This is a genomic window from Mycobacterium sp. WMMD1722, assembly GCF_049315205.1.
GTDB lineage: Bacteria > Actinomycetota > Actinomycetes > Mycobacteriales > Mycobacteriaceae > Mycobacterium.
Window position 1 is genome coordinate 3,120,117 of sequence record NZ_CP186056.1, and the last position, 24,905, is coordinate 3,145,021.

A 24,905-nucleotide genomic window follows, 5' to 3' on the forward strand; every position below is an offset into this window, starting at 1 on the left:
ATCCCGGTGCGCCGCGTCCCGGCCGAGCCGTTTAGATGATGGCTGCCGCGCAGGGCGCGCACTCACCTCTACGGTCGGAGAAGTCAATGAGTTCATACCTTCTCGCCGGTCGCTCGGCGGCGGCGACTGCTGCGCTGGGGCTCGGCCTGGCGCTGGCGTGCGCCGCCGCCCCGTCCGCCGCGGCCGACCCCTCGTCGGGCGGCGTGTCTAAGTCCGACGCATCGTCACCCGGTCCGGCGGCCACCTCGCGGTCGACAGCAGTGCGCGAGTCGCACGGACCGGTGACCCCGAAGTCCGGTTCCGATCCGACATCGGACGCTCCGGCGACGACATCGGGGGTGCGGGCCGGGCGGGCCGATGAGTCTGTATCGGTCGACACCGCGACCGAGGTCAGGGTGCGCGACGCGGACGGCGAAGCGCGCCAGCCCAGCAGCCGGAGATCCTGGACTTCCGACGCGAGCGCGGCGGCCGAGACTCCGGCCGACGTCCGGACCCGGTCGGCGCCTACGGGCGCCGCCTCGCCGGGCGCCACCAGGGTGACCGCCGGGGTGACGGCTCCGACGTCCGTCGAACGGGACATCGCCAACGGTCGGACGGCCGCAGCCGACCGCCAGACGCTCACGGCGGTGGCGGCGCCGCTGGCCGCGGCACCGAGAAGCGCGTTCGGCGTGCCACCGTCCGCCGACGTCAGCACCGCGATCGTGAGACCGCTGGCCACGCGCACGGTGGCACCCGGCCGGGCGGTACCGCTGTCCGACACCGTGGGCTCGCCGATGGAATGGCTGATGACGGCCGCCGCACGCCGGGAGGTCGGCGACGCCGCCGACGCGCTGAGCAGCCTGCCGATCGCGCTGATGGAGTCCAGCGTCGTGCTCAGCCGCGTCGACCTGTTGGTGTCAACTCTGGTAGAGCCGGTCCGGATCCTGTTGACCGATCTGCGGGGACTGCTGCAGGGCACCAGCGTCGCCGACCCGATCGCGCCGGGCACCTGCCGGGACGGCGAGTGCGTCCCCGACGACGAGATCTTCCTGCCCTGGGTCCGCAACGAGGTCACCGTTCTCAACCTCACCGGTGGACCGATCACCCTGACCAACCTCGATACGAAGAAGCCGCTGACCTACGGTCCGCAGGAAGGGTTCGTCCTGGCCAACGCGCGGCAGACGCAGATGGCGTTCTACCAGGGCGATTCCGAGTGGGACAAGGAGTGGACCTACGAGGGCTCGATGGTGTGGTCGACCGGTTCGGCGACGGTTTCGGTGGACGTCGAAGCCGGTGGCGCCACCGCGTCGTCGTCGAGTACTGCAATCCAGACCGTCATCTTCGACACCCCGACCCCGGTCACCGGTACCTCGTTGATCAGTAAGAGACAGACGCTGGTGCTGTTGCCGGCGGCCGGGAGCGAGATCACCATCGACACGAGCGATCCCGTCGGCCAGGCGATCGTCGCTGCGGCGCTGTGCCGGGTGTCGGGCAGTTGCGGGCAGGAAGTCGTCGATGAGGAGGTCCGGCTCAGCGCGCCGAAGCTCGTCGGCAACACCCTCTTCAATGGGGGGAGCGTCGTCTCCACCAATCGGTACAAGGTGGCCCACGAGGTCGTCAAGACCAGCGGAGTGGAGGAGAGCCTGAAGATCGTCGCCGGCGGCTCACTCAATTTCTCGCTCGGGCCCCTGGCCTTCCAGACCGAGATCGGCGCACTGATCCAGGAGAAGTACGGGCACAGCTGGAGCGACGGTTTCACCACCGAATCCCAGGTGGACCTGGATGTGCCACCGGGCAGCTACGGCCAGATCTATGTGCAGTACCCCGAATACCACGACTTCGTCAACATGACGTTGACCAATTCGGGCGTCACCATCAAGATTCCGCGCGTCGAGTACATCAGCATGGCGCCCTCGGGAACCTTGGACGAGAACGGCGTGCCGCTCGCCGTCACGTACACCACCGACGACTGGGTGATCGGGACGGGTCCGCATCCATATCCCGATTCCGGCTCCGTTCCGACGCCGCCGTCGGCCCAGACGTTCACCACCTCGGCCCCCTCCGACATCGCCGGCTCCCTTGCGGCGCTCGCACCCCGGGAAATGACCCTGGGCTCGGTGCTCGCCAAGTACCTGAAGAACCAGACGCGTGCGTTCGGCCTCGTCCCCAATATCCTGGCCAGCGGCCGCGCCATCAGCTCACGCACGTTCCAGGTGGTCAACCTCACGCCGTACGCGCAGACGCTGACCAGCATCTCCGGTGAGTACGAAGAGGACGACTCCCCGTACAGGGGCTTCGTTCTGCAGCCGTTCCAGTCGATCGACTTCGAAGTCGACTACAACGCGTTTCGAGACCAAGAGACGTACGTGACGTGGACGAATGACCAGCCCACCGCCTATCCCACTTCCGCGGAGTTCAAGGTCTACAACGGCGGCAGTGCCCCCGAGGTCTTCTGTAAGGACGGCGGCTGCATGGGAGGCGGGTACCAGTCAGACACGGACAAATCCGTCATGTACATCGTGTATCCCTATCCCACCCCGGCGATCATGGACGTCACCAACGTCCCGAATCTCGCCGCTGCGGCCGTCAACTCCGCGTGCACGTCGTACTACGGAGCCACCCCCGGTGGATGCAGTGTGAACGTCACCGGCGAGACCTACTACAACGCCCCCACGACCGGGCCGGTTCAGAGCCAGATAAACCGCGGCTCGCAGACGAACTCGTACTACTACACCATCACCACCACCAAGGGCGAGACCGCCAGCTGGGCGGCAGGCGGTGGGCTCAAACTGAAGGAGAAGGCGGGCGTCTTCGTGGCCCAGCAGATCGAACTCGAGGCGGCCGTCCTGTACACCGGCTCGGTCCAGACGAAAGACACCGAGTCCAGCACCGTCGTGCAGAACCTGCTGCCCGGCTACGGGGGCTCCATCTACATCGGCGACCCCTACCTGCGCACATACGGCGACTACATCGTCAACCTGCCCAATCTCACGCTGATCGTGACGGGGCAGTGGATCGAGGCACATTCCGGCCTGGGCGCCCAGGGTCCGGTGGCAAACGTCGTCGACTACCCCCTGAGCTAGCCGAGTCGGCGCTAGCCGTCCAGGTCGCGGCGGAACGCCCCCATTGCCTCGATCAACGCGGTGAAGGCGCGGTGGGCCGCGGCGAGATCCTCGTCGGGCAGATCGGCGAGCATACGGTTGCTGTGCTCGGCCAGCGGGGCGAAGAACCCGCGGGCCATACCCATACCGGGTTCGGCCACCCGCAAAACGACCTTGCGCCGGTCGGCGGGATGCGGTTCGCGCAGAAGATGGCCGGAGACGATCATCCGCTCGACCAGATAGGTGATCGCCGCCGCCGAGGTGCCCATCGCCCGCCGCAACTCACCCGAGGTGAGCGGGGCGCCCGCGGTCTCGGCCACCATGACGTGCAGCAACGCCCGGAAGTCGTTGGGGGCGACGTCGTGACGGGCTGCGAAGGCGCGTCCGATCAGGTCGGACTCGGCGGACAGTGCGCGCACGTCGTCGGCCATCTGCGCTTCGAGGGCGGCTCGGTCGGTGTCGGCCACCCGGCCAGCATAGTTCACTTGCTTAATCGTTAAGTTATTGAAATATTGGACGGTATGTCGCGTCGATGGTCGTGGTTGGTGGCGCTGCTGGTCGTCGGTGTGTCCGGTGCCCTGCTCGCCCTTCTCGGGGGCGGTGACTCCGCCTCTCAATCACCGGTCTCGGTTCCGGCGAACGCGGAATCGGCACAGGTCAACGAGCTCCGCGCGGCGTTCCCCGGCGGGGACTCGGCGCCGGCGATCCTGGTGGTCACCCGCACCGACGGCGCGCCGCTGTCGCCGGCCGATGTGGCCGCCACCGATCAGGCCCGCCAGCGCATGCTCACCGCGGCCGCCGACGGAACCGGCCCCGCCGCACCCGCCGGGCCGCCGGTTCAGGTCTCCGAGGACGGCCAGGCGGCGCTGGCCGTCGTCCCGCTCGACGCATCGCTGTCGGGTTTCGCGCTCACCGACGCCGTGAAAGAGGTGCGAGGGGCGGCCGCCGACGGTCTGCCCGCCGAGCTGCGCTCGCAGGTGACCGGCGGACCGGCGTTCGGCGCCGACATCGCCAATGCGTTCTCCGGCGCCAACTTCCTGCTGCTGGCCGTGACGGCCGCGGTGGTCGCGCTGCTGCTCATCGTGACCTACCGATCGCCGGTGCTGTGGCTGGTGCCGCTGGCGGTGATCGGTTTCGCCGACCGGGTCGCCGCGGTCGTCGGCACCGCGGTCGCCGAGGCGTTCGGCCTCAGCCCGGACGGCTCCACCTCCGGGATCACCAGCGTCCTGGTCTTCGGCGCCGGCACCAACTACGCGCTGCTGCTGATCTCGCGCTACCGCGAAGAGCTGGGGCGACACCGCGAGCACCGCCCGGCGCTGGCCGTCGCCGTCCGGGCCGCCGGACCGGCCATCCTGGCGAGCAACGCCACCGTGGTCCTGGCCCTGCTGACGTTGGTGTTCGCGTCCTCACCGAGCACCCGCAGCCTGGGCGTACAGGCTGCGTCCGGTCTGGTGGTCGCCGCGATCTTCGTGCTGCTCGTGCTGCCGCCGCTGCTCGGGCTGTTCGGCCGCACGCTGTTCTGGCCGTTCATCCCCCGGGTCGGCGCCACCCCGCTCACCGAGGGCGGGATCTGGCACCGGATCGCCGATGCGGTGGCCCGCCGCCCCGCCCGGGTGGCGGTCGTGGCGATCGGCGCCCTCGCGCTGCTCTGCACCGGCCTACTGAGCACCCCGATCGGGTTGTCGCAGACCGAACAGTTCCGGGTGCAGGCCGAATCGGTCGCCGGTTACGACACCCTCGCCGAGCACTTCCCGAGCGGGCTGACCGATCCGACCCGCGTCATCGGCAGCACCGACCGCGCGGCCGCCCTGGAACGCGCCATCACCGACACCCCGGGTGTGGTGTCGGCCCAGCCGGCCGGCACCAGCCCCGACGGGCTCAGCCAGTGGTCGGTCGTGCTGGCCGCGGCGCCCGCCTCCGACGAGGCTTTCACCACCGTCGACACGCTGCGCGAGGCCGTCCACGAGGTCGACCCGTCGGCGCTCGTGGGTGGCTCCGACGCCCAGGCGCGCGACGTCAGCGCGGCCGCCGGACGGGACCGCATGGTGGTGATCCCGGCCATCCTCGCCGTCGTGCTGGTCGTGCTCTACGCACTGCTGCGCTCGGCGCTGGCGCCGCTCATCCTGGTCGGGGTCACGGTGCTCAGCGCCCTGGCGGCACTCGGGCTCGGCGGCTGGGCCAGCGTCCACATCTTCGGATTCCCGGCTCTCGACGACACCACGCCGCTGTTCGCGTTCCTGTTCCTCGTCGCGCTCGGGGTGGATTACACGATCTTCCTGGTCACCCGCGCGCGCGAGGAGACCCCCGAATACGGCACCCGCGCGGGCATCGTGCGGGCGGTGTCGGCCACCGGTGCCGTCATCACCAGCGCCGGCATCGTCCTGGCGGCGGTGTTCTGCGTGCTGGGGGTGCTCCCGCTGATCGTGCTGACCCAGCTGGGCATCATCGTCGGGCTCGGGATCCTGCTCGACACGTTCCTCGTGCGCACCGTGATCATCCCGGCGCTCTTCACCCTCATCGGGCCGAAGATCTGGTGGCCGGCGTTACGGGCGGACCGCTAGGGCCTTCAGCCGTCGGCGGAACCGCCCGCCACCACGATCACCTCGGCCTCCTGGTCACCCACCTGCCGCAGTTTGTGCGGAGCCGACGCGTCGAAGTATGCGCAGTCGCCGGTGTCCAGCCGCACCACGCGGCCGTCGTGGTTGAGCTCCACGGCGCCGGCGTGGACGAACAGGAACTCCTGCCCGGGGTGCGTCGGATGCGCATGCGCGGTGAATGTTCGACCCGGCCGGACGACGAACGGCGACATCGCCTTTCCCAGCATCGTCGCGGCAATGGCGTGGTGCCGCTCACCGCCGCGCTCGGCCGCCCGTTCGACGGTCAGCACACTTACTTCGGGATCGTCGGAGAACAATTGCGCCACATCGACATCGAGCGTCCGGGAGATCTTCAGCGCCGCCGCGATCGACGGCACACTATGGCCGCGTTCGACTTTGGACAAATAGCTCTTGGTCAGCCCGGTTCCGGCGGCGAGATCGTCGAGCGTCATCCCGCGTTGCCGGCGCACCGCGCGTAACAGGCCACTCACACCGCCAGGTTACCTCATTGACGATAGGACACTTTGTGTCCTACAGTTCATATCGTGTCATTGAGTCCGCTACCAGAGGAGTCACCGGTGACGAGCACCCTGAACGATACGAAGAGCGATCTGATGAGGAGGTCGCTCGACGGGCTGAACCGTCACGTCGCCGAGCCCGGCTGGACGGTCCGGGAGAAGGTGGCGCTGACCTGCCGGGCACTGTTCGACGCCGGCCACGACTCGGGTCTGGCCGGCCAGATCACCGCCCGCGCCGACACTCCCGGGACCTACTACACCCAGCGTCTGGGTTTGGGCTTCGACGAGATCACGGCGGGCAACCTGCTGCTCGTCGACGAGGACCTGACCGTGCTCGACGGCAGCGGAATGGCCAACCCCGCCAACCGGTTCCACTCCTGGATCTACCGGAGCCGCCCGGACGTCACCTGCATCGTGCACACCCACCCCTTCCACGTCGCTGCGCTGTCGATGCTCGAGGTGCCACTGGCCGTCTCGCAGATGGACATCGCCCCCCTCTACGACGATTGCGCATTCCTGCCCGACTGGCCGGGGGTTCCCGTCGGCAACGAGGAAGGCGAGATCATCTCCGCCGCCCTGGGTGACAAGAAGGCGATACTGCTCGCCCATCACGGACACGTGATCGCCGGCGCCAGTGTCGAGGAGGCGTGCTCGCTGGCGGTGCTCATCGAGCGCGCCGCCCAACTGCAGCTGGCCGCGATGGCGGCTGGGACCATCGCGGCACTACCCGACCGGCTGGCGCGCGAGGCGCACGACTGGACCCTCACCCCCAAACGCAGCGTCGCCAACTTCGCGTACTACGCCCGACGTGCGCTGCGCCACCATCCCGACACCCTCGACGACTGATCCGGCCCAGGAAGGACCCTCCATGACACAGCTCCACGGCATCATCGCCTACCCCGTCACCCCGTTCACCGCCGACGGCGCCGATATCGACACCGGGCGCCTGGCCACCCTGGTCGACACCCTGGTCAACGACGGCGCGCATGCCATCGCCCCGCTCGGGAGCACCGGCGAATCGGCGTATCTCACGGAGGCGGAATTCGACACCGTCGTCGACACCACCGTCGGCGTGGCGAACGGCCGGGTGCCCGTCGTCGTCGGCGCGTCGGATCTGAGCACCGCCAACACCATCCGGCGCGCTCGGCACGCACAACGGGCCGGCGCGGACGCGCTGATGATCTTGCCGGTCTCCTACTGGAAGCTCACCCCCCGGGAGATCGCGCAACACTACGCTCGGGTGGCGGCGGCCGTCGAGCTGCCCATCATGGTCTACAACAATCCGGCGACCAGCGGCATCGACATGCCCCCGGAACTGCTCGTGACGATGTTCACCGACATCGACAACGTCACGATGGTCAAGGAGTCGACCGGCGACCTGTCGCGGATGCAGCGCATCAAGGAGCTCACCGGCGGGGCCCTACCGTTCTACAACGGCAGCAATCCGCTGGTGCTCGACGCACTGTTCGAAGGCGCTGCCGGCTGGTGCACCGCAGCCCCGAACCTGCGGCCGCAACCCTGTCTGGATCTCTTGGCGGCCGCACAGGCCGGCAATCGGGCACTGGCACAACGCATCTACGACGATCTCGCACCGCTGTTGCGTTTCATCGTCGCCGGTGGACTGCCCACCACGGTCAAGGCCGGACTCGAACTGCTCGGCCAGGACGCCGGCGCACCGCGGGCACCCCTGCTTCCACTCGGCGCCGACGGTCGCGCCGAACTGCACGCCATGCTGGCCGAGGTGTCGCCGTGACCACGACCGCCATCAGCACGACCACCCACCGAGAACAGGAGTGACTATGAACCACGCGATTCCCGGCTACACCTACGACGACCCGGACGCCGACCCGTCCCCGGTCAGCCTCGACGACCTGGCGGGCCTGCAGGCCAGCGTGCTGTTCGGACCCGATGACCGGGAAGCGCTGCGCGCCGGCGGGGCCGTTCTCGCGCCGCAGATCGAGGACGTCCTCGACGTCTGGTATGGCTTCGTCGGCGCGCATCCCCATCTGATGGCCTACTTCTCCACGCCGGCGGGCGACCCGCTGCCCGAATACCTGGCCCGTGTACGCGCGCGGTTCGGCCATTGGATTCTCGACACCTGTAACCGTCCCTACGACGCGCGATGGCTGGCCTACCAGCAGGAGATCGGGCTGCGCCACACCGCGCTGAAGAAGAATCTGACCGACCACGCCGACTCGGTTCCGCTGATCCCGCTGCGCCACCTCATCGCGTTCATCTATCCGATCACCGCGACGGTACGGCCGTTCCTGGCCGCAGGCGGTGACTCCGGCGAGCGGGTCGATGCGATGTACCAGGCCTGGTGCAAGGCCGTCACCCTGCAGGTTGCGCTGTGGTCTCAGCCCTACGCCGGCGCCGCGTGGTGATCCGGGGCGTTAATCCGCGCTGACCGGGCACCATCGCCGCCGCCCGGTCGTTGACCGGTCATGACCCAGGCACCCCCGCTGCCCCCACTGCACATGCGCCGCGACGGATTCGACCCGATCGCCGAACTGCGGCGCATCCGCGAGGCCGACGGGGTCAGCACGGCCAAGAACGCGTTCGGCATGGACATCTATCTGGTCACCCGCCACGACGACGTGAAGGCGGTGCTCAGCGACCACGAGCGGTTCTCCAACACCCGGCCACCGGGTTTCGTCGGGGCCGGCGCACCGATTTCCGACGCCGAACAGGCCAGAGCGCAGGCGGGCAACCTGCTGGCCAACGATCCGCCCGAGCACCAACGGCTGCGGCGCATGCTGACCCCGGCGTTCACCCAGCGCCGGATCAAGGCGCTCGAACCGCGCATCGAGGCCATCGTCACCGAACACCTCGACGCGATGGAAGCGGCCGGACCACCGGCCGACCTGGTCGAGAGCTTCGGGCTGCCGATCCCGTCGCTGGTGATCTGCGAGCTGCTCGGCGTCCCGTACGCCGATCGTGCGGACTTCCAGCGACGCAGTGCCCGCCAGCTGGATCTGTCGCTGCCGATCCCCGAGCGGATGGAGGTCGTCCGCCAGAGCCGCGACTACATGGCCTCGCTGGTCACCCGTGCCCGCCGCGCCCCCGGCGACGACATCCTCGGCATGCTGGTCCGTGACCACGGCGACGAGCTGTCCGACGACGAGATGATCGGCATCGCCGGGCTGCTGCTGCTCGCCGGCCACGAGACGACGTCGAACATGCTCAGCCTCGGCACGCTGGCGCTGTTGCGCCACCCCGGGCAGCTGGCCACCGTTCGGGACGACCCGGCCGCGGTCGCACCGGCGATCGAGGAGCTGCTGCGGTGGCTGTCGATCGTGCACAGCGGCATTCCGCGGATCACCACCACCGACGTCGAGGTCGCCGGTGTGGCGATCCCGGCCGGCCAGCTGGTGTTCGTATCGCTGCCGTCGGCCAACCGTGACCCTGCGTTCGTCGAGGCGGCCGAGACACTGGACCTCTCCCGCGGCGCCCCGGGCCATCTGGCGTTCGGGCACGGCGTGCACCATTGCCTCGGCGCCCCGCTGGCCCGGATGGAGATGCGTATCGCGTTCCCTGCGCTGCTCCGTCGCTTCCCGTCGCTGCACCTCGCCGAACCGTTCGACCAGGTGCAGTTCCGGTCCTTTCACTTCATCTACGGGCTACGGTCACTGCAGGTGGGGTGGTGACCATGCGGATCGACGCAGACCGGGACGCCTGTATCAGCGCGGGCAACTGCGTGATGTCAGCGGCCGAGGTGTTCGACCAGGACGACGACGGCATCGTCGTGATCCTGGCCGACCCGGTGCCCGAGGCCGAGCAGGAGCACGCCCGCGAAGCGGTCAGACTGTGTCCGGCGGCGGCGCTGCGGATCGCCGATCGGTGACCCGGGCGCGCACGATCAGAAAAGCGCTCACCACCAGCACCCAGGCCGGAAACGCCAGCGTCAGCCACATGCTGGTGTCGGCGGCGACCATCAACACCAGCGCCAGCCCATAGGTCGTCCACACCACCGCCCGCGGCATCAGCCCGGTGCGCAGCCAGATCGTGGCCAGCGAGATCATGAACACCGAGGCCATCCGCACGGCGTAGGTCTTGGCCAGCGTCACCACCACGGTCTGGCCGAACAGGGCGACGTCGGTGCGGACCGCCGAGTCGGCGAGCTGCCTGCCGGTGGCCTCGAGCCCGGCGCCGATCCCGGCGACGGCGAACATCACGGCCAGGAACAGCAGCCCGCTGCCGAGGAAGACCGTGGCGAAGAAGCGGTCCTCCAGGTCGCCGAAGCCGTCGCGGATCACGCCGATGAACCACAGGAACGCGATGCCGGCGAACGGCATCAGCATCGCGGCGATGCGCATGTGGTGGCTCGAGCCGTCCAGCCACTGCGAGCCCGGTTCGGCGCCCTCGGGCAGCGCCGAGCGGATCAGGGTCAACGCGGTGCCGAACAGCAGCGCGAACACCACCCCGGCGAACGCTGCGGCCCGCGGTGTGGACAGGCGGCGCAGATGTCGGTCGACCACCCAGTCATGGTCGCACGCGCGCCGCCGGCGTTCGCGGGATCAGCGCCTTGGTCGGCTGACTCAGGGCTGACCGGGCAGCAACCGGATCATCAGCCCGTTCGCCTCGGCCAGCAGGTTGCCGTCGCCGTCCCGCAGCTCGGCGTTGACGAACGCCTTGCGGCCCTGCGCCTCGCGCACCCAGCCGCGGATGGTCAGCTCCTGATCGATCGGCGTGACCTTGCGGTAGTCGACATGCAGGAAGCCGGTGCGGCTGATCGGCCGGCCGGTCGCATGAATCACCATGCCGAACACCGAATCGAACATCAGCGGCAGTACCCCGCCGTGCACGGCGTAGTTGCCGCCGACGTGGTAACGGCTGAACTGCACGGTCAGCTCGACCGCTTCGGCATCGAATTTGTGCACCCGGTACGGCGGCATCAGCAGACTGCCCGCACCCGGTAGCGACGGCACCCGATTGGCCGGACCGACTCCCTCCGCGGCTTCGGACGGCGCCAGCAGCGCCACCAGCTCTTCGGCGAGATCGGCTGCGCGGTCCCAGGTTCCGCTGTCCGGGTCGGCTGACACGGCCAGGTCCTGGGCGCGACGCATCGCGGTGAGGAAGCGGCCGAACCCTGGACCCGGATCAGCTGGTTCGAAGACCGGGAATCCGCCGTGCTGGTCGAATCCGGATGCGGTCACGAGGCCAGGATGTCGCGACGAACGATGGTCTGGTCCCGACCGGGGCCCACTCCGATGCACGAAACATGCGCTCCTGCAAGCTCTTCGAGACGCAGCACGTAATCGCGGGCCTTGGCGGGGAGCTCGTCGAAGGTACGGCAGGAGCTGATGTCCTCCCACCACCCAGGCAGCTCCTCGTAGATCGGTTCGGCCAGCGCGATGTCAGTCTGGGTCATCGGCATGTCGTCGGTGCGTTTGCCGTTGACGCGGTATCCGACGCAGACCGGGACCGTCTCCAGGCTGGACAGTACGTCGAGTTTGGTCAGGAAGTAGTCGGTGATGCCGTTGACCCGGGTGGCGTAGCGCGCGATGACCGCGTCGAACCAGCCGCAGCGGCGCGGGCGTCCGGTCGTCACGCCGACCTCACCGCCGGTCTTGGCCAGATAGGCGCCGTGCTCGTCGAACAGTTCGGTCGGGAACGGGCCCGACCCGACGCGGGTGGTGTACGCCTTGAGGATCCCGAGCACGGTGGTGATGCGCGTAGGCCCGATCCCGGAGCCGACCGCCGCGCCGCCCGCGGTCGGATTCGACGACGTCACAAAGGGATACGTGCCGTGGTCGACGTCGAGCAGGGTGCCCTGCGAACCTTCCAGCAACACCGTCTCACCCTGTTCGAGCGCCTCGTTGAGCAGTAGGCGGGCGTCGGCGATGCGGTGTTTGAACCCGTCGGCCTGGGCGAGCAGATTGTCGACCACCTCGGCGGCGTCGAGGGCCTTGCGGTTGTAGATCTTGACCAGCACCTGGTTCTTGAACTCCAGCGCGGCCTCGATCTTCTCGGCCAGCTGCACGGGGTCCAGGACGTCGGCGACCCGGATGCCGATACGGGCGATCTTGTCCTGGTAGCAGGGCCCGATGCCGCGTCCGGTGGTACCGATCTTCTTGCTGCCGGCCCACCGCTCGACCACCTTGTCGATGGCCACGTGATACGGCATCAGCAGGTGTGCATCGGCGGAGATCAACAGCCGCCCGGTGTCCACACCGCGCTTCTCCAGACCGGCGAGTTCGGTCAGCAGCACACCCGGGTCGACCACCACCCCGTTGCCGATGACATTGGTGACACCGGGGGTGAGGATGCCCGAGGGAATGAGGTGCAGGGCGAAATTCTCCCCGTTGGGCAGGACGACCGTGTGCCCGGCGTTGTTACCGCCCTGGTACCGAACCACCCACTGCACGCGGCCGCCGAGCAGATCGGTGGCCTTTCCTTTGCCCTCGTCGCCCCACTGGGCGCCGATGAGCACGATTGCCGGCATGCGCTGTCTCCCGCTGTCTTGACGAGCAGTCTGCCCCCGATATCGTGTGGCAGCCGGTGACACACCCTATCCCAGCAGGTCGCGAGGAGTCTTTTTGAGTGCCGCAGAGCTGGTCGTCCTGCGCTTCGCCGGGCACCGCGACGCCCGCACGCCGGCCGGGCTGGACACCGTCGACGTGGCCGACCCCCAGGAGGTCGACGCAGCGGCCGCGACCGCGCGCCGTCTGATCGTGGTGGGTTCGGACGCCGATCTCGCCACGACGTTGACGCGGCTCATGCGCACCGAACGCCTCGACGTCGAACTCGCACACGTCCGCGGCTGGCTCAGCGCGCGCCGGGCGGTGAGCGCAACCGCGCGCCGGGTGCCGTTGATCCGCGACGACGCCGGTCAGGCCATCGTGGCCGGGGCGCAGTGGCGGCCACCGGCGGACACCGACGCGGTGACCGGCGAGGCCGTGGTCGACGACGCAACGTTGTTCACCGGCGCGGTGGCCGGGGTCCGTATCGAGCCGACCGGGTCGATGCCCGGGCTGCGGGCGGCCGTCCTGTCGAACCGGGGCCGGCCGCAACGCTGGCTGACCGGCCGGGCCGCGCAGCTCGGCACCGTCGGCGCGCTGGTCGTGCGCGACGGCGTGCCGGCGCCGCGGCCGGTGACGCGTTCGACGTTCTACCGGCACACCGAGGGCTGGTTACGCGTCGGCTAACGGCGGCGGGGTACCGACGTGGACCACAGTGCCCACGCCACGAGCACCGGCTGGAACAGCAGGCGGACGAAGCGTTTGCGGTCGCTGTCCAGGCCGAAGGCGTCCCGCCGGCCCCGGTACTGGGCGATGTTGCCGGGGAAGACGGCGACGAAGAAGGCCGCCAGCAGCCGGCCGACCAGCACGCGGTCGCGGCGCAGCAGGGCCAGCCCGGCGCCGAGCATGATCTCCACACCGCCGGAGGCCACCACCACGCCGTCCTTGTCGATCGGCGCGGCCGTGGTCAGCCAGTCGGGTACCTGCGCCTGGAAGTCGCGTCGGGCCCAGAACAGGTGGCTGAGCCCGGCGAACACCATCGCCCCGGCCAGCAGCAGCCGGGCTGCGGTGCGCAGCCGGGTGCTCGGCGGGGGCGGCGGAACGGGGTCTGCGGTGGCGATCTGTGTGGCGGTCACCAGATCATTCAAGCCGGTAGCGTCGAAGAGTGAGCATCCGCCCGCTGCGCCGTCCGGTCCGGCCGAGTCCGGTTTTCTTGGCGGTGGTCGCCGTCACCGCCGTCGGCGGTGTGCTGACCTGGCTGGCCGCCGACACCGTCGCACCGTTGGCCTACGTGGGCGCGTTCGTCTTCGTCATCGCGGGCTGGCTGGTGTCGCTCAGCCTGCATGAGTTCGGCCACGCCGTGACCGCGTGGCGGTTCGGCGACCACGACGTCGAGATGCGCGGCTATCTGACGCTCAACCCGCTGAAGTACTCCCATCCGCTGCTGTCGTTGGGGCTGCCGGTGCTGTTCATCGCGCTGGGCGGCATCGGGCTGCCGGGTGGCGCGGTGTATCTGCGCACGTCGTGGATGACGCCACGGCAGAAGACGCTGGTGAACCTGGCCGGGCCGGCGGCCAACCTGGTCCTGGCCGTACTGCTGCTCGGGCTGACCCGGCTGCTGTTCGACCCGTCCCATGCGGTGTTCTGGTCGGCGGTCGCCTTCCTCGGGTTCCTGCAGGTGACCGCCTTCGTGCTGAACATCCTGCCGGTGCCCGGACTGGACGGGTACGGCGCGCTGGAACCGCATCTGAGCCCCGACACGCAGCGGGCGCTGCAACCGGTCAAACAGTGGGGATTCCTGATCCTGCTGGTCCTCCTGCTGGCCCCGGTGCTCAATCAGTGGTTCTTCGGTCTCGTGTACGGGATCGTCGACCTGTCCGGGGTGTCGAGTGCGCTGGTGTCGATCGGCGGGCAATTGACCCGGTTCTGGTCCGCCTGGCTCTGAGGTTCACCGCAGGTTCTTGCCACATATGCGACTTTGTGCATATATTGCTGGCATGGGTGCGGGCCACGACCACAGTCACGCAGCGGACGCCCGCGTCAGCCGGATGCTGATCGCGGCGGCCGTCCTGACCGGATTCTTCGTCCTAGAACTCACCACGGCGCTGATGATCGGCTCGATCGCACTGCTCGCCGACGCCGGACACATGCTCACCGACCTCGTCGCGATGTTCATGGGGCTGACCGCCGTGCTGCTGGCCCGCCGGGGTAGCGCGTCACCGGCACGCACGTACGGCTGGCACCGCGCCGAGGTGTTCACCGCCGTCGGCAACGCCGTGCTGCTGATCGGCGTCGCGGCCTTCATCCTCTACGAGGCGTTCGAACGGCTCGGCGACGCGCCCGACATCCCCGGCGTGCCGATGATCGTGGTCGCCTCGGCCGGCCTGGTCGCCAACTTCGTGGTCGTGCTGCTGCTGCGCTCGCAGTCCGAGCACAGCCTGGCCGTCAAAGGCGCCTACATGGAGGTCGTGGCCGACACCGTCGGCAGCATCGGCGTGTTGATCGCCGGCATCGTCACCGTCACGACGGCCTGGCCGTATGCCGACGTGGTCGTCGCCGTCTTCGTCGCGCTGTGGGTGCTGCCGCGGGCGATCTCGCTGGCCCGCTCGGCGCTGCGGATCCTGTCGGAGTCCTCCCCTGCCCACATCGACGTCGACGAACTGCGCTCGGCGCTCGGCGCCGTCGACGGGGTTCGCGAGGTACACGATCTGCACGTCTGGACTCTGGTGCCCGGTAAGGACGTGGTGACCGCCCACCTGACCTCCACGGCCGATTCCGCCCGGGTCCTCGACGACGCCCGCGCGGTACTGGCCGCCCGCGGGCTCGACCATGCGACCGTCCAGGTGGAGCCGCCCAGCGGGGTCGGCGACTGCAACTGCGAGAGCAACAACTGGTAGCGCCCGGGCCGCCCCCCGTGATCGACAGATGGCCGATGGCCCTGCGTGCGGCCATCAGCACCGCGATACCGGTCGTCGTCGGTGTGGCCGTCGGGGATCTGGGCGCCGGGCTGATCGCGACGCTCGGCGCCTTCACCGCCCGCTTCGGTGGCGGGCGGCCGTATCCGTATCGCGCCGTACAACTGCTGATGGTGGCCGCGGCGCTGGCCCTGTCGGTGGCCGCCGGGGTCTGGGCCGCGGCCGATCCACTGTCCGGCGTCGCCGTGGTGTCGACGGTGGCGGTACTGGCGGTGTGGCTGTGCAACGCGTTGACCGTCGGGCCGCCGGGCGCCTACGTCTTCGTGCTGGCCTGCGCCGCCGGCATCGGGGTCTCGGCGTCACATCTGGCCCCGTGGCAGATCGGTCTGCTGGTGTTCGCCGGCGGTGTGGGCGCCTGGCTGGTCCAGATGTCCGCTCTGCTGGCCGGCCGGCACGGACCCGAGCAGGCCGCCGTCCGCGCCGCCGCCGACGCCGTCGCCGGCTTCCTCGACGCGACCGCAGAGCCCGCTGCCCGGCATCGCGCGGCCACGGCCCTGCACCACGCCTGGGGGGTACTGGTGGACTTCCAGCCCGGCGGCAACCGCCCCGGCGACGTGGTGGCGCGGCTGCGAGCGGCCAATCATGCGCTGCACGTGCTGTTCGCCGACGCGCTGACCGCACCCCCGCCGGCTGGGGCGGCCGAACTGGCCCGGCGGATCGGGGCGGGCACCGCCGACCCGGCCGCGGTCGCGACCCGCCAGGTCGACCGTCTGCCCCTGGGCCGCCCGCCGGTGGCCGTGTTGCTGCGCCAGGCGGTGCAGGTGGGGTCACACACCCGGCGGGTGATGGCGCGGGTGGCCGTCGGCGTCCCGCTGGCCGGCCTCGGCGCGGCCGCCTTCGGGGTCGACCGGGCCTACTGGGCGATGGCCGCGGCCGTCCTCGTCCTCCATCAAGGCGCCGATCTGGTCCGCACGGTGCGCCGGGGGGCCGAGCGGCTCCTGGGCACCTGGATCGGATTGGGCGTGGCGGCGCTGGTCCTGCTGACCCACCCGCACGGATTGGCGCTGGCAGCGGTGCTGGCCGTCCTCACCTTCGTGATCGAACTGCTGGTGGTGCGCCATTACGCGTTGGCCAGCGTGTTCATCACCGCGTCGGCGCTGACCATCGCCACGGGTGTGCGGCAGGTCGATGTCGGCCACCTGCTGCTTTCGCGCGGACTCGACACACTGATCGGCTGCGCGGTCGCGGTGGCCGTGTACCTGGTGCTGGCGCGCCGTCAGGAACACCGCCGCCTCGACGACGCGCTGAGCGCCACCCTCGACGCCGTGGTCGAGGGCATGCAAGCCCTGGCCGCCGGGGACGCCGCCTCCCTGGCGGTGCGGCGCCGGCGACGCGAACTGCAACGCTCGGTGCTGGAGTTGGTCGAGGCAGCCGAGGCCGCCCGCGCCGGATCCCCAGCGCAGCGGACCGCCGAACGAGCGCTGTGGCCGTCGGTCGTCGCGGCCGAACACCTCGCCTACCGCACGATCGCCGCCTTCTGGGCGGCCGAGCACACCGGTGCGGCGGTGCCGGCCGGCGCGGTGGCCGACATCGAAGCGGAAGTGGCGCAGCTACGCACCGCCCCGCGCGGCCGTTAGGCCAGCTCGTATTCCGCTCGGGCCGTCGGATCGCAGTCGTCGAGCAGATCCAGACAGCGCTGGTACTCGTCGGCCTCACCGATCTCGCGGGCGGCCTTGGCCAGCGCCGCCACGCACCGCAGGAAACCCCGGTTGGGTTCGTGCCGGAACGGCACCGGGCCGAACCCCTTCCAGCCGTTGCGCCGCAACTGGTCCAGCCCGCGGTGATAGCCGGTACGGGCGTAGGCGTAGGCGGTGACGGGCTGTTCACCGGCCAGCGCGGCCTCGGCCAGCTCGGCCCAGGCCACCGAGGCCGACGGGTGCGCCGCCGCCACGATCGACGGGTTCTCGCCTGCGTCCAGTTCGGCCTCGGCCTCCGGGTCCCCGGGCAGCAGCACCGGCTCCGGTCCGAGGAGGTCACCCATGCGCGTCATGACGCTCATTGTGCCGTGCCCGCCGTTGCGATCGGTCATCGGCTCGGGTCGGTCGATAAGCTCATCCCATCGCGTCGTCGAGGAGGAACACAGCCGGGATGTCCAACCCACAAGGGCCGCAGCAGGGTGACCAGCCGACCGAACCGTCGGCCGACGGCGGACCCGGCTACGAGCACGACCCCGCCACCGAAGTCTTCTCCGCAGGCGTATCGGACGCCGAGTCACCCGAGGACTCGGCGGGCGAACGCCGGTTCACCGCCCCTTCGGGGTTCGACGCCGGCTCGACGCAGAAGATCGACACCCCACCGGAGCCCGCCACCGAGGTGTTCCCGACCTCCGAGCCCACCGAGCAGTTCGCCGTTCACCAGCACAAGCCGGCGAGCCCGCAGGTGATCCCCGCGCGCGGCGGTGAGCCGCCCAAGCCCGCGCCGCAGACCCGCCGCAGCTGGGGCTGGGTGATCGCGGTGGTGCTGGTGATCGCGGCGCTGGTGGCGATCGCGGTGCTGGGCACATTGCTGTTGACCCGCGATTCGGATCCGGCGGCCTCCCAGGAGGACATGGTTCGGGCCACCATCGAGGACTTCGACACCGCCATCCAGAACGGCGACCTCGCGACGCTCCGCAGCATCACCTGCGGCAGCAAACGGGACAGCTACGTCAACTACGACGACAAGACCTGGGCCGAGACCCACAAACGGGTGGCAGCGGCCAAGCAGTATCCGGTAGTGGCCAGCGTCGACCAGATCGTGATCAACGGCGATCACGCCGAGGCCAACGTCACCGCCTTCATGGCGAACGCGCCGCAGACCCGCTCCACCCGCAGCTTCGATCTGCAGTTCCGCGACGACCACTGGAAGATCTGCCAGTCCGCGACCCCGTAGGTGGTCCGACCGAGTACCGCTAGCCGGTAGTCCGATCGGCGGTCAGCAGGGATGACCCCCGCGGCCCGGAGGCGCGACCATCGACTCCGTGCCGGACAGCGACAGCGACAGCCTCTTCCACTGGCGTGGAACCCCCGTCACGCGGCGGTCGCTGCTGGCCGGGCTGGGCGCGGTGTCCGCGTTCGTCGCGGTCGACATCGGTGCCGTCGCGTACGCGAAGGACTGGGTCACCACCGGCGCCACGCTGACACGCCAGACATTCCTCGACGGCTTCCGCACCGTCTACGGCAGCCATCCCGGATTCCGGCGCAACCACGCCAAGGGGGTGGCCGTCACCGGATTCTTCGACAGCACCGGCCGCGGCGGCGAAATCTCCAGAGCCGCCGTGTTCCGCGCCGGCCGCACCCCGGTGACCGGAAGATTCTCCCTGGCCGGAGGCAATCCGTTCGGTGCCGACGATCCGGCCACAGCCCGTGGGCTGGCGCTCGCGTTCGACCTACCGGAGGGCCGGCAATGGCGCACCGCGATGCTCAACACCCTGGTCTTTCCCGACCGGTCACCTCGAGGCTTCTACGACCGCCTGGTGGCCTCGAAGGTCGAGCAGAGCACGGGTAAGCCGGACCCCGACAGGATGCGGCGGTTCTACGCCGAGCACCCGGAGACCGTCGCGGCGGTCGCCGTCAACAAGACGCGGCCGCCGTCCACCGGCTTCGCCGACAGCACCTTCTCCAGCCTCAATGCCTTCTATCTGGTCGACGGGAGTGGACGGCGCACGCCGGTGCGCTGGACCCTGGTACCCGAACAGGCTGCCCGACCGCCGCGGCGAGGCGACAATGGATTGTTCGACGCGGTGGTGCGTCAGATCCAGGACGGCGCGCTGCGGTGGCGGATGCTGCTCACCATCGGCGAGCCGGGTGATCCGATCGACGACGCGACCCTGCCCTGGCCGCCGGAACGTCGGCAGCTCGATGCCGGGACCGTGGTGCTGACGGCCGCGCACACCGAAGCGGCGGGCAACGTCCGCGACGTCAACTTCGACCCGCTGGTATTGCCCGACGGCATCGAGCCGTCGGAGGATCCGCTCCTGTCCGCCCGTTCGGCGGTGTACGCCGGGTCCTACCGGGCGCGGACCGGGGAAGCGAAGTCGCCGTCGGCGATTCAGGTCGAGGACGTGGCGCGGTGACGGCCGCGCCGCGCTATCCGGTCCGGACCCGGGTGCTGCACTGGCTGACCGCAGCGCTCGTCTTCGCCCTCCTGATCATCGGTTTCACGATGGCGAGCAGAGTCGGTTCGTATGCGACGCTGCTGGCGGTGCACATGACGTTGGGCGTCACGGTGCTGGTGGTCGTCGTGGTCCGTGCGGCGAACCGCTTCACCCACCGCGCCCCGGAACTGCCCGGCACCGTTGGCCCGGTCGAGCGCGTGCTCGTGCTCGGCTCGGAGTTGTCGCTGTATACGTTGCTTGTCCTGCAGCCCCTGGTCGGCTGGGCGATGGTGTCCGCCGCCGGACGGCCCGTCGTGGTGTTCGGCCGATGGCGCCTGCCCGGCATCGTGCCATTCGACGCCGACGTGTATTCGGTCCTGCGGCAGGCGCATTCGGTACTCGCCTACCTGCTGGTGCTCGTCATCGCCGCGCACGTCAGCGCGGTGTTGCTGCACACCCTCACGCTGCGGGACGGGATGCTCTCGCGGATGACGGGCGGCGCGCCGGCCGAGGGGCGCCAGGCGTTCAGCCGGCGCTGACCGACCGTCCGGCGCTGTGCAGATCGGTGCACGCCTCCACGACGCGCGCACTCATCCCCGCCTCGGCTTTCTTCAGATAGCTGCGCGGGTCGTAGACCTTCTTGTTGCCGACCTCCCCGTCGACCTTGAGCACACCGTCGTAGTTGGTGAACATGTGCGCGGCCAGCGGGCGGGTGAACGCGTACTGCGTGTCGGTGTCGACGTTCATCTTCACCACGCCGTAGCGCAGCGAATCCTCGATCTCCGATTTCAGCGAACCCGAGCCACCGTGGAACACGAAGTCGAAAGGCTGCGCATCGGAGGACAATCCGAGCTTCGCCGCGGCCACCCGTTGTCCCTCGGCGAGCACCTCCGGTTTGAGTTTGACGTTGCCCGGCTTGTAGACGCCGTGCACGTTGCCGAAGGTGGCGGCCAGCAGATACCGACCGCGTTCGCCGGCGCCCAGCGCATCGACGGTCTTCTCGAAATCCTCGGCGCTGGTGTAGAGCTTGTCGTTGATCTCCGCCTCGACGCCGTCTTCCTCGCCGCCGACGACGCCGATCTCCACCTCGAGGATGATCTTGGCCGCCGTCGCCTGCGCGAGCAGTTCCCCGGCGATCGAGAGGTTCTCGTCGATCGGCACCGCCGAGCCGTCCCACATGTGCGACTGGAACAGCGGATCGCGGCCGGCGGCAACACGTTCGGCGGAGATCGCCAGCAGCGGCCGCACGTAGGCGTCGAGCTTGTCCTTGGGGCAGTGGTCGGTGTGCAGGGCGACGGTCACCGGGTATTTCGCCGCCACGATGTGGGCGAACTCCGCGAGCGCGACAGCACCGGTGACCATCTCCTTGATCCCGAGCCCGGAGGCGAATTCGGCTCCGCCGGTGGAGAACTGGATGATGCCGTCACTGCCGGCGTCGGCGAAGCCCTTGATGGCGGCGTTGACGGTCTCCGACGACGTGCAGTTGATGGCCGGGAACGCGAACGCGTGCTGCTTGGCGCGGTCGAGCATCTCGGCGTAGACCTCAGGGGTGGCGATCGGCATGTCAGCCAGTATCCCCCCGTCGGCGCTGGATCACATGCCGGATCACCGGCCGGATCACATGGTGAGAACCATGCGGTAACGCGCCCGGCCCTCGTCCATCGCCGCGTACGCCTCGGCCGCCTCGGTCAACGGCTTCTCCTCGATCTTCGCCCGGACGCCGGACAGCAGAGCGAAGTGCATGGTCTCCTCGACGTCGCGCGAGGTGCCCGACGGATGCCCGGTCACCGTGATCCCGGGGGAGATCAGCTGGGCCGGGCTGATCGGCAACGGCTCGGGGGTGACACCGACGACGATCAGTTCGCCCTGCGGCCCGAGTCCGCCGACGGTGTCGGCCATCGCCTGGGAGTTGGCCGCGGTCGCCAGCACCACCCGCGCACCGCCGAGCTCCTGCAGAACCTGCGCGACGTCGCCCGCGGTCGAGTCGATGTAGTGGTGCGCACCGAGTTCCTTGGCGTCCTCGGCCTTACCGGCGCCCCGGGCGATCGCGACCGTCTCGAATCCCATGGCGCGCGCGAACTGCACCCCGAGGTGGCCGAGCCCGCCGACGCCGAGGACGGCGACCAGGTCGCCGGCGACGGCTCTGGTGCTGCGCAGCCCGTTGAACACTGTCACCCCCGCGCACCCCATCGGGGCCGCCTCGGCGAACGACAGCCCGTCGGGGATACGGGCCAGTGCGGTCACCGGCGCGGCGAACGACTCGGCGTATCCACCGGCGTAACTCAGCCCGGGCACCTGACCGTTCTCGCACTGCATGAAGAAGCCTTTACGGCACGGCACGCAGCGGTTGCAGTTCCCGCCGAACCAACCGACGGCGACCCGGTCCCCCACGCCGAACCCCTCGACGCCCTCCCCGATCTCGGCGACGGTGCCCGCGACCTCGTGGCCCGGGGTCAGTGGCCACGACAGACCGGGGAAGCCGCCGTTGACGAAGGCGTGGTCGGTACCGCATACGCCGCAGGCGGCGACGTCGATGCGGACATGTCCGGGTGCGGGCGCGGTGGTCTCGACTTCGACGAGCTCGAGGGGTTCACCGGCGGAGGCGACGTGAACGGCTTTATGCGTGGGCATGCATGCGACCCTAGTGAGACGGCGCCGCCGCGGCGCCACAACCGCGCACCCGCTAGCTGCAATTTCCGGCCGGTAGCCTGGGGACCCATGACGACGACGCCGCTCGCCGACTCTGTGACGTACCTGGCGCTGATGCCCGACTTCCTGGACCCGCTGACGCTGCTCGGCTACTTCGGCACCTGGGCGCTGGTCGGTCTGCTGGTCGTGGTGTTCGTCGAATCGGGTGTGCTGTTCCCGATCCTGCCCGGCGACACCCTGCTGTTCGTGGCGGGCATGCTCGCCGCGGGCACCGCCGCGCTGGCCGAGAACGGCGGCGAGGTGGTGAACTTCAAGCTCTGGCAGCTGCTGGTGTTCATCCCGATCGCCGCCATCCTCGGCGGTCAGGTCGGCTACTGGATCGGTCGCTCGGTGGGGACGGCGATGTTCAAGCCGAACGCCCGGATTCTCAAGCAGCGCTACCTCGAGGAGGCGCATCTGTTCCTCGAGGAGAAGGGTCCCTTCGCGATCGTCATCGCCCGGTTCGTCCCGATCGTGCGGACCCTGGCGCCGCTCACCGCGGGCGCCGCGCGGATGAACTACGGCGTCTTCGTCCTCTACAACGCGCTGGGTGCGGTGGTCTGGGGCGTCGGGTTGGTGCTGTTGGGCTACGGGCTGGGTCAGTTCGAGATCGTCCAGAAGCTGCTGGAACCGATCTTCATCCTGATCGCCGTCGCCTCGGTGATGCCGATGGTCCTCGAGTGGAACAAGCGCCGCCGCGCGGCACGGCGGGCGGGCATCCCGGCACCGCCGATCGACGAGGCGGGCTAGCTGCCAGGTCCCCGCACGGACGGGGGAATGGCCTCCCGGTGTCCGCCGTTCTCGCGGTAAGAACGAACCGCGACAATCCCGCCACGGCTCGGAGTCACGCAGAGGAGCCGTCATGAACAGTGAGAACACCGTCGCGCTGATGACCGGCGCCAACCGCGGGCTGGGCCGGCGGTTCGCCGAACAGCTGGTCGCCCGCGGCGCCAAGGTCTACGGCGGCGCCCGCCGCCCGGAATCGGTCGACATCCCGGGCGTCATCCCGGTGCAGATCGACATCACCGATCCGCAATCCGTCACCCGGGCAGCCGAACGCGCCTCCGACGTCAACGTCCTGATCAACAACGCCGGGGTTTCGACCCGCGCGGGCCTGCTCGACGGTTCACTCGACGACATCCGGCTGGAGATGGAGACCCACTACTTCGGCACCCTGCAGGTGGTGCGGCATTCGCCCCGGTCATCGAGCGCAACGGTGGCGGCGCCATCCTCAACGTGCTCTCGGTGCTGTCCTGGTACCACCCGCCGACCAGCGGCGCCTATTCCGCGGCCAAGGCCGCCGGTTGGGCGCTGACCGACGCGGTGCGCGCCGAGCTCGCGCCCAGGGGTGTGCACGTCGCCGGGCTGCACGTCGGCTACCTGGACACCGACATGGTGCCCTACATCCCGGCCGAGCAGAAGACCGATCCGGGCGTGGTGGCCGCCCTCGCCCTCGACGGGCTGTTCACCGGGCAGAACGAGATCATCGGCGACGAGCTGACCCGCACGGTCAAAGCCGGCCTGTCGGCTTAGCCGCGCAGCCCGAACACCTCGGCGAGCTCGCGAAGCGCCGGGCGGGGGTCGGCCATCGGATCGTCTCCGAGCACCTGGACGACGACGTGGTCGGCCCCGGCGTCGAGGTGTGCGGTCACCGATGCGGCGGCGTCCTCGACCGACCCCATACCGACGATGCCGCGGGCGAGCCGATCGCTGCCGCCCTGCACCAGGTCCGATTCGTCGAAGCCCTGCCGCAACCACGAATTGCGGTAGTTGGGTAGGCCGCTGTAGACGCCGAGGTGCTGATGCGCCCGCCGCAGCTGATCGGCGTCGTCTCCACCGACCGCGACGGCCTGCTCGGAGACGATCCAGCTGCCCGCGCCGAGGATGTCGCGTGTCCTGCGGGTCTGCTCGGGGGTGACCAGATACGGATGGGCCCCGTCGGCGTGGGTACCGGACAGCTCGATCATCTTGGGCCCCAGGGCGGCCAGCAGCCGCGTCGGGCGCGGGGCGCCCGATTCGATGGCGTCGCCGACCGAACCCATCTTGTCCAGGTAGTTGCGCATGGTCGCCAGCGGTTTGGCGTAGGTGCCGCCCATCGCGTACTCCACCAGCGGTGCGTGGCTGACGCCGAGACCGAGGACGAAGCGGTTGGGGAACAGCGCATTGATCGTGCGTCCACCGGTCTCGGCGGCCGAGGGCAGCCGGACGTGGATGTTGGCGATGCCGGTACCGACCACCAGCCGGTCGGTGGCCGAGAGGAAGGCCATCGACTGGGTCAGCACCTCTTTGCCCGCCACCTCGGGGATGAACAGCGAGCCGAAACCCAACGCCTCGATCTCGCGGGCGACGTCCTGGGCTTCGGTGATCGGCCATGTCTCACTGGCCCACCAGACGCCGATCCGGGCGGGGAACGCAATGGTGGGCTTCGCAGTCTCGGTCACAGGCCCAACTTACTTGACGGGTGTCGAGAATCAATGCCCGCGAGGGTGCGCGAACTGTACGTGGATGCTC

At 69.6% G+C, this 24,905-nt stretch carries 25 protein-coding genes and 1 pseudogene; 16 read left to right on the plus strand and 10 right to left on the minus strand.

The window, feature by feature from the left end; translation table 11 throughout:
- Positions 1 to 38: 38 nt before the first annotated feature.
- Positions 39 to 3,062 carry a hypothetical protein gene (locus ACN27E_RS15005; RefSeq protein WP_422742588.1) on the plus strand — a complete coding sequence of 1,008 codons (3,024 nt, stop codon included), beginning with the start codon at positions 39 to 41 and terminating at the stop codon, positions 3,060 to 3,062.
- Between the two features lie 11 nt (positions 3,063 to 3,073).
- Here the strand turns inward: ACN27E_RS15005 and ACN27E_RS15010 are convergent, their stop codons facing one another.
- A complete protein-coding gene (locus ACN27E_RS15010; RefSeq protein ID WP_422742590.1) occupies positions 3,074 to 3,547 on the minus strand; it encodes a MarR family winged helix-turn-helix transcriptional regulator in 474 nt (157 codons plus the stop codon).
- A gap of 54 nt (positions 3,548 to 3,601) precedes the next feature.
- On the opposite strand from ACN27E_RS15010, the gene ACN27E_RS15015 reads away from it, so the two are divergent.
- Positions 3,602 to 5,641, plus strand: a complete 2,040-nt coding sequence (locus tag ACN27E_RS15015) for an MMPL family transporter (RefSeq protein WP_422742592.1) — start codon at positions 3,602 to 3,604, stop codon at positions 5,639 to 5,641.
- 5 nt (positions 5,642 to 5,646) lie between these two features.
- Here ACN27E_RS15015 and ACN27E_RS15020 read toward each other — a convergent pair whose 3' ends face one another.
- Positions 5,647 to 6,168, minus strand: a complete 522-nt coding sequence (locus ACN27E_RS15020; protein ID WP_422742594.1) for a helix-turn-helix domain-containing protein — start codon at positions 6,166 to 6,168, stop codon at positions 5,647 to 5,649.
- Between the two features lie 87 nt (positions 6,169 to 6,255).
- Here ACN27E_RS15020 and ACN27E_RS15025 point away from each other — a divergent pair, with 87 nt between their 5' ends.
- The 5 genes from ACN27E_RS15025 to ACN27E_RS15045 are packed head-to-tail and all read left to right on the plus strand — an operon-like array spanning position 6,256 to position 10,039.
- Complete coding sequence (locus ACN27E_RS15025; protein WP_422742596.1) at positions 6,256 to 7,041, plus strand: aldolase; 786 nt, start codon at positions 6,256 to 6,258, stop codon at positions 7,039 to 7,041.
- Positions 7,042 to 7,063: 22 nt separating this feature from the next.
- The gene (locus ACN27E_RS15030; protein WP_422742598.1) at positions 7,064 to 7,948 is read left to right on the plus strand and encodes a dihydrodipicolinate synthase family protein; all 885 of its coding nucleotides are present in this window, start codon (positions 7,064 to 7,066) and stop codon (positions 7,946 to 7,948) included.
- Between the two features lie 46 nt (positions 7,949 to 7,994).
- Positions 7,995 to 8,579: a protoglobin domain-containing protein gene (locus ACN27E_RS15035; RefSeq protein ID WP_422742600.1), complete on the plus strand. Its 585-nt coding sequence runs from the start codon at positions 7,995 to 7,997 to the stop codon at positions 8,577 to 8,579.
- A gap of 60 nt (positions 8,580 to 8,639) precedes the next feature.
- Positions 8,640 to 9,842, plus strand: coding sequence for a cytochrome P450 (locus ACN27E_RS15040; RefSeq protein ID WP_422742602.1), 1,203 nt, complete (start codon positions 8,640 to 8,642; stop codon positions 9,840 to 9,842).
- Positions 9,843 to 9,844: 2 nt separating this feature from the next.
- On the plus strand, positions 9,845 to 10,039 hold the full coding sequence (locus tag ACN27E_RS15045; protein ID WP_422742604.1) for a ferredoxin: 195 nt from the start codon (positions 9,845 to 9,847) through the stop codon (positions 10,037 to 10,039).
- Here the strand turns inward: ACN27E_RS15045 and ACN27E_RS15050 are convergent.
- Genes ACN27E_RS15050 through ACN27E_RS15060 form a run of 3 tightly spaced genes read right to left on the minus strand, consistent with a single transcriptional unit; the run spans position 9,996 to position 12,640 of the window.
- Positions 9,996 to 10,673, minus strand: a complete 678-nt coding sequence (locus tag ACN27E_RS15050; RefSeq protein WP_422742606.1) for a hypothetical protein — start codon at positions 10,671 to 10,673, stop codon at positions 9,996 to 9,998. The two genes, ACN27E_RS15045 and ACN27E_RS15050, sit on opposite strands and share 44 nt — an antisense overlap.
- Before the next feature lie 60 nt (positions 10,674 to 10,733).
- Positions 10,734 to 11,351, minus strand: coding sequence for a PaaI family thioesterase (locus ACN27E_RS15055; RefSeq protein WP_422742608.1), 618 nt, complete (start codon positions 11,349 to 11,351; stop codon positions 10,734 to 10,736).
- A complete protein-coding gene (locus ACN27E_RS15060; protein WP_422742610.1) occupies positions 11,348 to 12,640 on the minus strand; it encodes an adenylosuccinate synthase in 1,293 nt (430 codons plus the stop codon). Before ACN27E_RS15060 ends, ACN27E_RS15055 begins: the two co-directional genes overlap by 4 nt.
- 94 nt (positions 12,641 to 12,734) lie before the next feature.
- Here ACN27E_RS15060 and ACN27E_RS15065 point away from each other — a divergent pair, with 94 nt between their 5' ends.
- On the plus strand, positions 12,735 to 13,343 hold the full coding sequence (locus ACN27E_RS15065) for a peptidase M50 (RefSeq protein ID WP_422742612.1): 609 nt from the start codon (positions 12,735 to 12,737) through the stop codon (positions 13,341 to 13,343).
- Here ACN27E_RS15065 and ACN27E_RS15070 read toward each other — a convergent pair.
- Positions 13,340 to 13,696, minus strand: a complete 357-nt coding sequence (locus ACN27E_RS15070) for a DoxX family protein (RefSeq protein WP_422749889.1) — start codon at positions 13,694 to 13,696, stop codon at positions 13,340 to 13,342. The genes ACN27E_RS15065 and ACN27E_RS15070 overlap by 4 nt on opposite strands.
- 125 nt (positions 13,697 to 13,821) lie before the next feature.
- On the opposite strand from ACN27E_RS15070, the gene ACN27E_RS15075 reads away from it, so the two are divergent.
- The 3 genes from ACN27E_RS15075 to ACN27E_RS15085 are packed head-to-tail and all read left to right on the plus strand — an operon-like array spanning position 13,822 to position 17,208.
- Positions 13,822 to 14,601: a site-2 protease family protein gene (locus tag ACN27E_RS15075; RefSeq protein ID WP_422742614.1), complete on the plus strand. Its 780-nt coding sequence runs from the start codon at positions 13,822 to 13,824 to the stop codon at positions 14,599 to 14,601.
- Positions 14,602 to 14,653: 52 nt separating this feature from the next.
- Entirely contained in the window at positions 14,654 to 15,553 is a 900-nt protein-coding gene (locus tag ACN27E_RS15080; RefSeq protein WP_422742616.1) for a cation diffusion facilitator family transporter, read from the plus strand.
- Positions 15,554 to 15,588: 35 nt separating this feature from the next.
- Positions 15,589 to 17,208 carry an FUSC family protein gene (locus tag ACN27E_RS15085; RefSeq protein ID WP_422742618.1) on the plus strand — a complete coding sequence of 540 codons (1,620 nt, stop codon included), beginning with the start codon at positions 15,589 to 15,591 and terminating at the stop codon, positions 17,206 to 17,208.
- On the opposite strand, the gene ACN27E_RS15090 is transcribed toward ACN27E_RS15085, so the two are convergent.
- A complete protein-coding gene (locus ACN27E_RS15090) occupies positions 17,205 to 17,621 on the minus strand; it encodes a DUF3151 domain-containing protein (RefSeq protein WP_422742620.1) in 417 nt (138 codons plus the stop codon). The two genes, ACN27E_RS15085 and ACN27E_RS15090, sit on opposite strands and share 4 nt — an antisense overlap.
- A 98-nt stretch (positions 17,622 to 17,719) precedes the next feature.
- On the opposite strand from ACN27E_RS15090, the gene ACN27E_RS15095 reads away from it, so the two are divergent.
- The 3 genes from ACN27E_RS15095 to ACN27E_RS15105 all read left to right on the plus strand — a co-directional run bounded on the left by ACN27E_RS15095 (position 17,720) and on the right by ACN27E_RS15105 (position 20,245).
- On the plus strand, positions 17,720 to 18,502 hold the full coding sequence (locus ACN27E_RS15095; protein ID WP_422742622.1) for a DUF4878 domain-containing protein: 783 nt from the start codon (positions 17,720 to 17,722) through the stop codon (positions 18,500 to 18,502).
- A gap of 79 nt (positions 18,503 to 18,581) precedes the next feature.
- Positions 18,582 to 19,685, plus strand: coding sequence for a catalase family peroxidase (locus tag ACN27E_RS15100; RefSeq protein WP_422749890.1), 1,104 nt, complete (start codon positions 18,582 to 18,584; stop codon positions 19,683 to 19,685).
- A complete protein-coding gene (locus tag ACN27E_RS15105) occupies positions 19,682 to 20,245 on the plus strand; it encodes a cytochrome b (protein ID WP_422742624.1) in 564 nt (187 codons plus the stop codon). Before ACN27E_RS15100 ends, ACN27E_RS15105 begins: the two co-directional genes overlap by 4 nt.
- On the opposite strand, the gene fbaA is transcribed toward ACN27E_RS15105, so the two are convergent.
- Complete coding sequence (gene fbaA / locus ACN27E_RS15110; protein WP_422742626.1) at positions 20,232 to 21,269, minus strand: class II fructose-bisphosphate aldolase; 1,038 nt, start codon at positions 21,267 to 21,269, stop codon at positions 20,232 to 20,234. The two genes, ACN27E_RS15105 and fbaA, sit on opposite strands and share 14 nt — an antisense overlap.
- Positions 21,270 to 21,323: 54 nt before the next feature.
- Positions 21,324 to 22,337, minus strand: coding sequence for an alcohol dehydrogenase catalytic domain-containing protein (locus ACN27E_RS15115; protein ID WP_422742628.1), 1,014 nt, complete (start codon positions 22,335 to 22,337; stop codon positions 21,324 to 21,326).
- A gap of 87 nt (positions 22,338 to 22,424) precedes the next feature.
- On the opposite strand from ACN27E_RS15115, the gene ACN27E_RS15120 reads away from it, so the two are divergent.
- Together ACN27E_RS15120 and ACN27E_RS15125 are read left to right on the plus strand one after the other, a co-directional pair.
- The gene (locus ACN27E_RS15120) at positions 22,425 to 23,144 is read left to right on the plus strand and encodes a VTT domain-containing protein (RefSeq protein WP_422742630.1); all 720 of its coding nucleotides are present in this window, start codon (positions 22,425 to 22,427) and stop codon (positions 23,142 to 23,144) included.
- Between the two features lie 112 nt (positions 23,145 to 23,256).
- Positions 23,257 to 23,927, plus strand: a pseudogene (locus tag ACN27E_RS15125) (SDR family oxidoreductase).
- Here the strand turns inward: ACN27E_RS15125 and ACN27E_RS15130 are convergent.
- Positions 23,924 to 24,835 (minus strand): LLM class F420-dependent oxidoreductase, encoded by a 912-nt coding sequence (locus tag ACN27E_RS15130; RefSeq protein WP_422742632.1) that lies wholly within the window; start codon positions 24,833 to 24,835, stop codon positions 23,924 to 23,926. The pseudogene ACN27E_RS15125 and the gene ACN27E_RS15130 sit on opposite strands and share 4 nt — an antisense overlap.
- Positions 24,836 to 24,905 lie beyond the last annotated feature (70 nt).

Bases quoted from the DNA above. Each gene is read 5' to 3' on its own strand.
- ACN27E_RS15090 (WP_422742620.1), bottom strand. From the start codon at position 17,621: ATGACGCGCATGGGTGACCTCCTCGGACCGGAGCCGGTGCTGCTGCCC.
- ACN27E_RS15060 (WP_422742610.1), bottom strand. From the start codon at position 12,640: ATGCCGGCAATCGTGCTCATCGGCGCCCAGTGGGGCGACGAGGGCAAA.
- ACN27E_RS15120 (WP_422742630.1), top strand. From the start codon at position 22,425: ATGACGACGACGCCGCTCGCCGACTCTGTGACGTACCTGGCGCTGATG.
- ACN27E_RS15040 (WP_422742602.1), top strand. From the start codon at position 8,640: ATGACCCAGGCACCCCCGCTGCCCCCACTGCACATGCGCCGCGACGGA.
- ACN27E_RS15035 (WP_422742600.1), top strand. From the start codon at position 7,995: ATGAACCACGCGATTCCCGGCTACACCTACGACGACCCGGACGCCGAC.
- ACN27E_RS15015 (WP_422742592.1), top strand. From the start codon at position 3,602: ATGTCGCGTCGATGGTCGTGGTTGGTGGCGCTGCTGGTCGTCGGTGTG.
- ACN27E_RS15095 (WP_422742622.1), top strand. From the start codon at position 17,720: ATGTCCAACCCACAAGGGCCGCAGCAGGGTGACCAGCCGACCGAACCG.
- ACN27E_RS15005 (WP_422742588.1), top strand. From the start codon at position 39: ATGGCTGCCGCGCAGGGCGCGCACTCACCTCTACGGTCGGAGAAGTCA.
- ACN27E_RS15115 (WP_422742628.1), bottom strand. From the start codon at position 22,337: ATGCCCACGCATAAAGCCGTTCACGTCGCCTCCGCCGGTGAACCCCTC.
- ACN27E_RS15030 (WP_422742598.1), top strand. From the start codon at position 7,064: ATGACACAGCTCCACGGCATCATCGCCTACCCCGTCACCCCGTTCACC.
- ACN27E_RS15080 (WP_422742616.1), top strand. From the start codon at position 14,654: ATGGGTGCGGGCCACGACCACAGTCACGCAGCGGACGCCCGCGTCAGC.
- ACN27E_RS15045 (WP_422742604.1), top strand. From the start codon at position 9,845: ATGCGGATCGACGCAGACCGGGACGCCTGTATCAGCGCGGGCAACTGC.
- ACN27E_RS15085 (WP_422742618.1), top strand. From the start codon at position 15,589: ATGGCCCTGCGTGCGGCCATCAGCACCGCGATACCGGTCGTCGTCGGT.
- fbaA (WP_422742626.1), bottom strand. From the start codon at position 21,269: ATGCCGATCGCCACCCCTGAGGTCTACGCCGAGATGCTCGACCGCGCC.
- ACN27E_RS15070 (WP_422749889.1), bottom strand. From the start codon at position 13,696: ATGGTGTTCGCCGGGCTCAGCCACCTGTTCTGGGCCCGACGCGACTTC.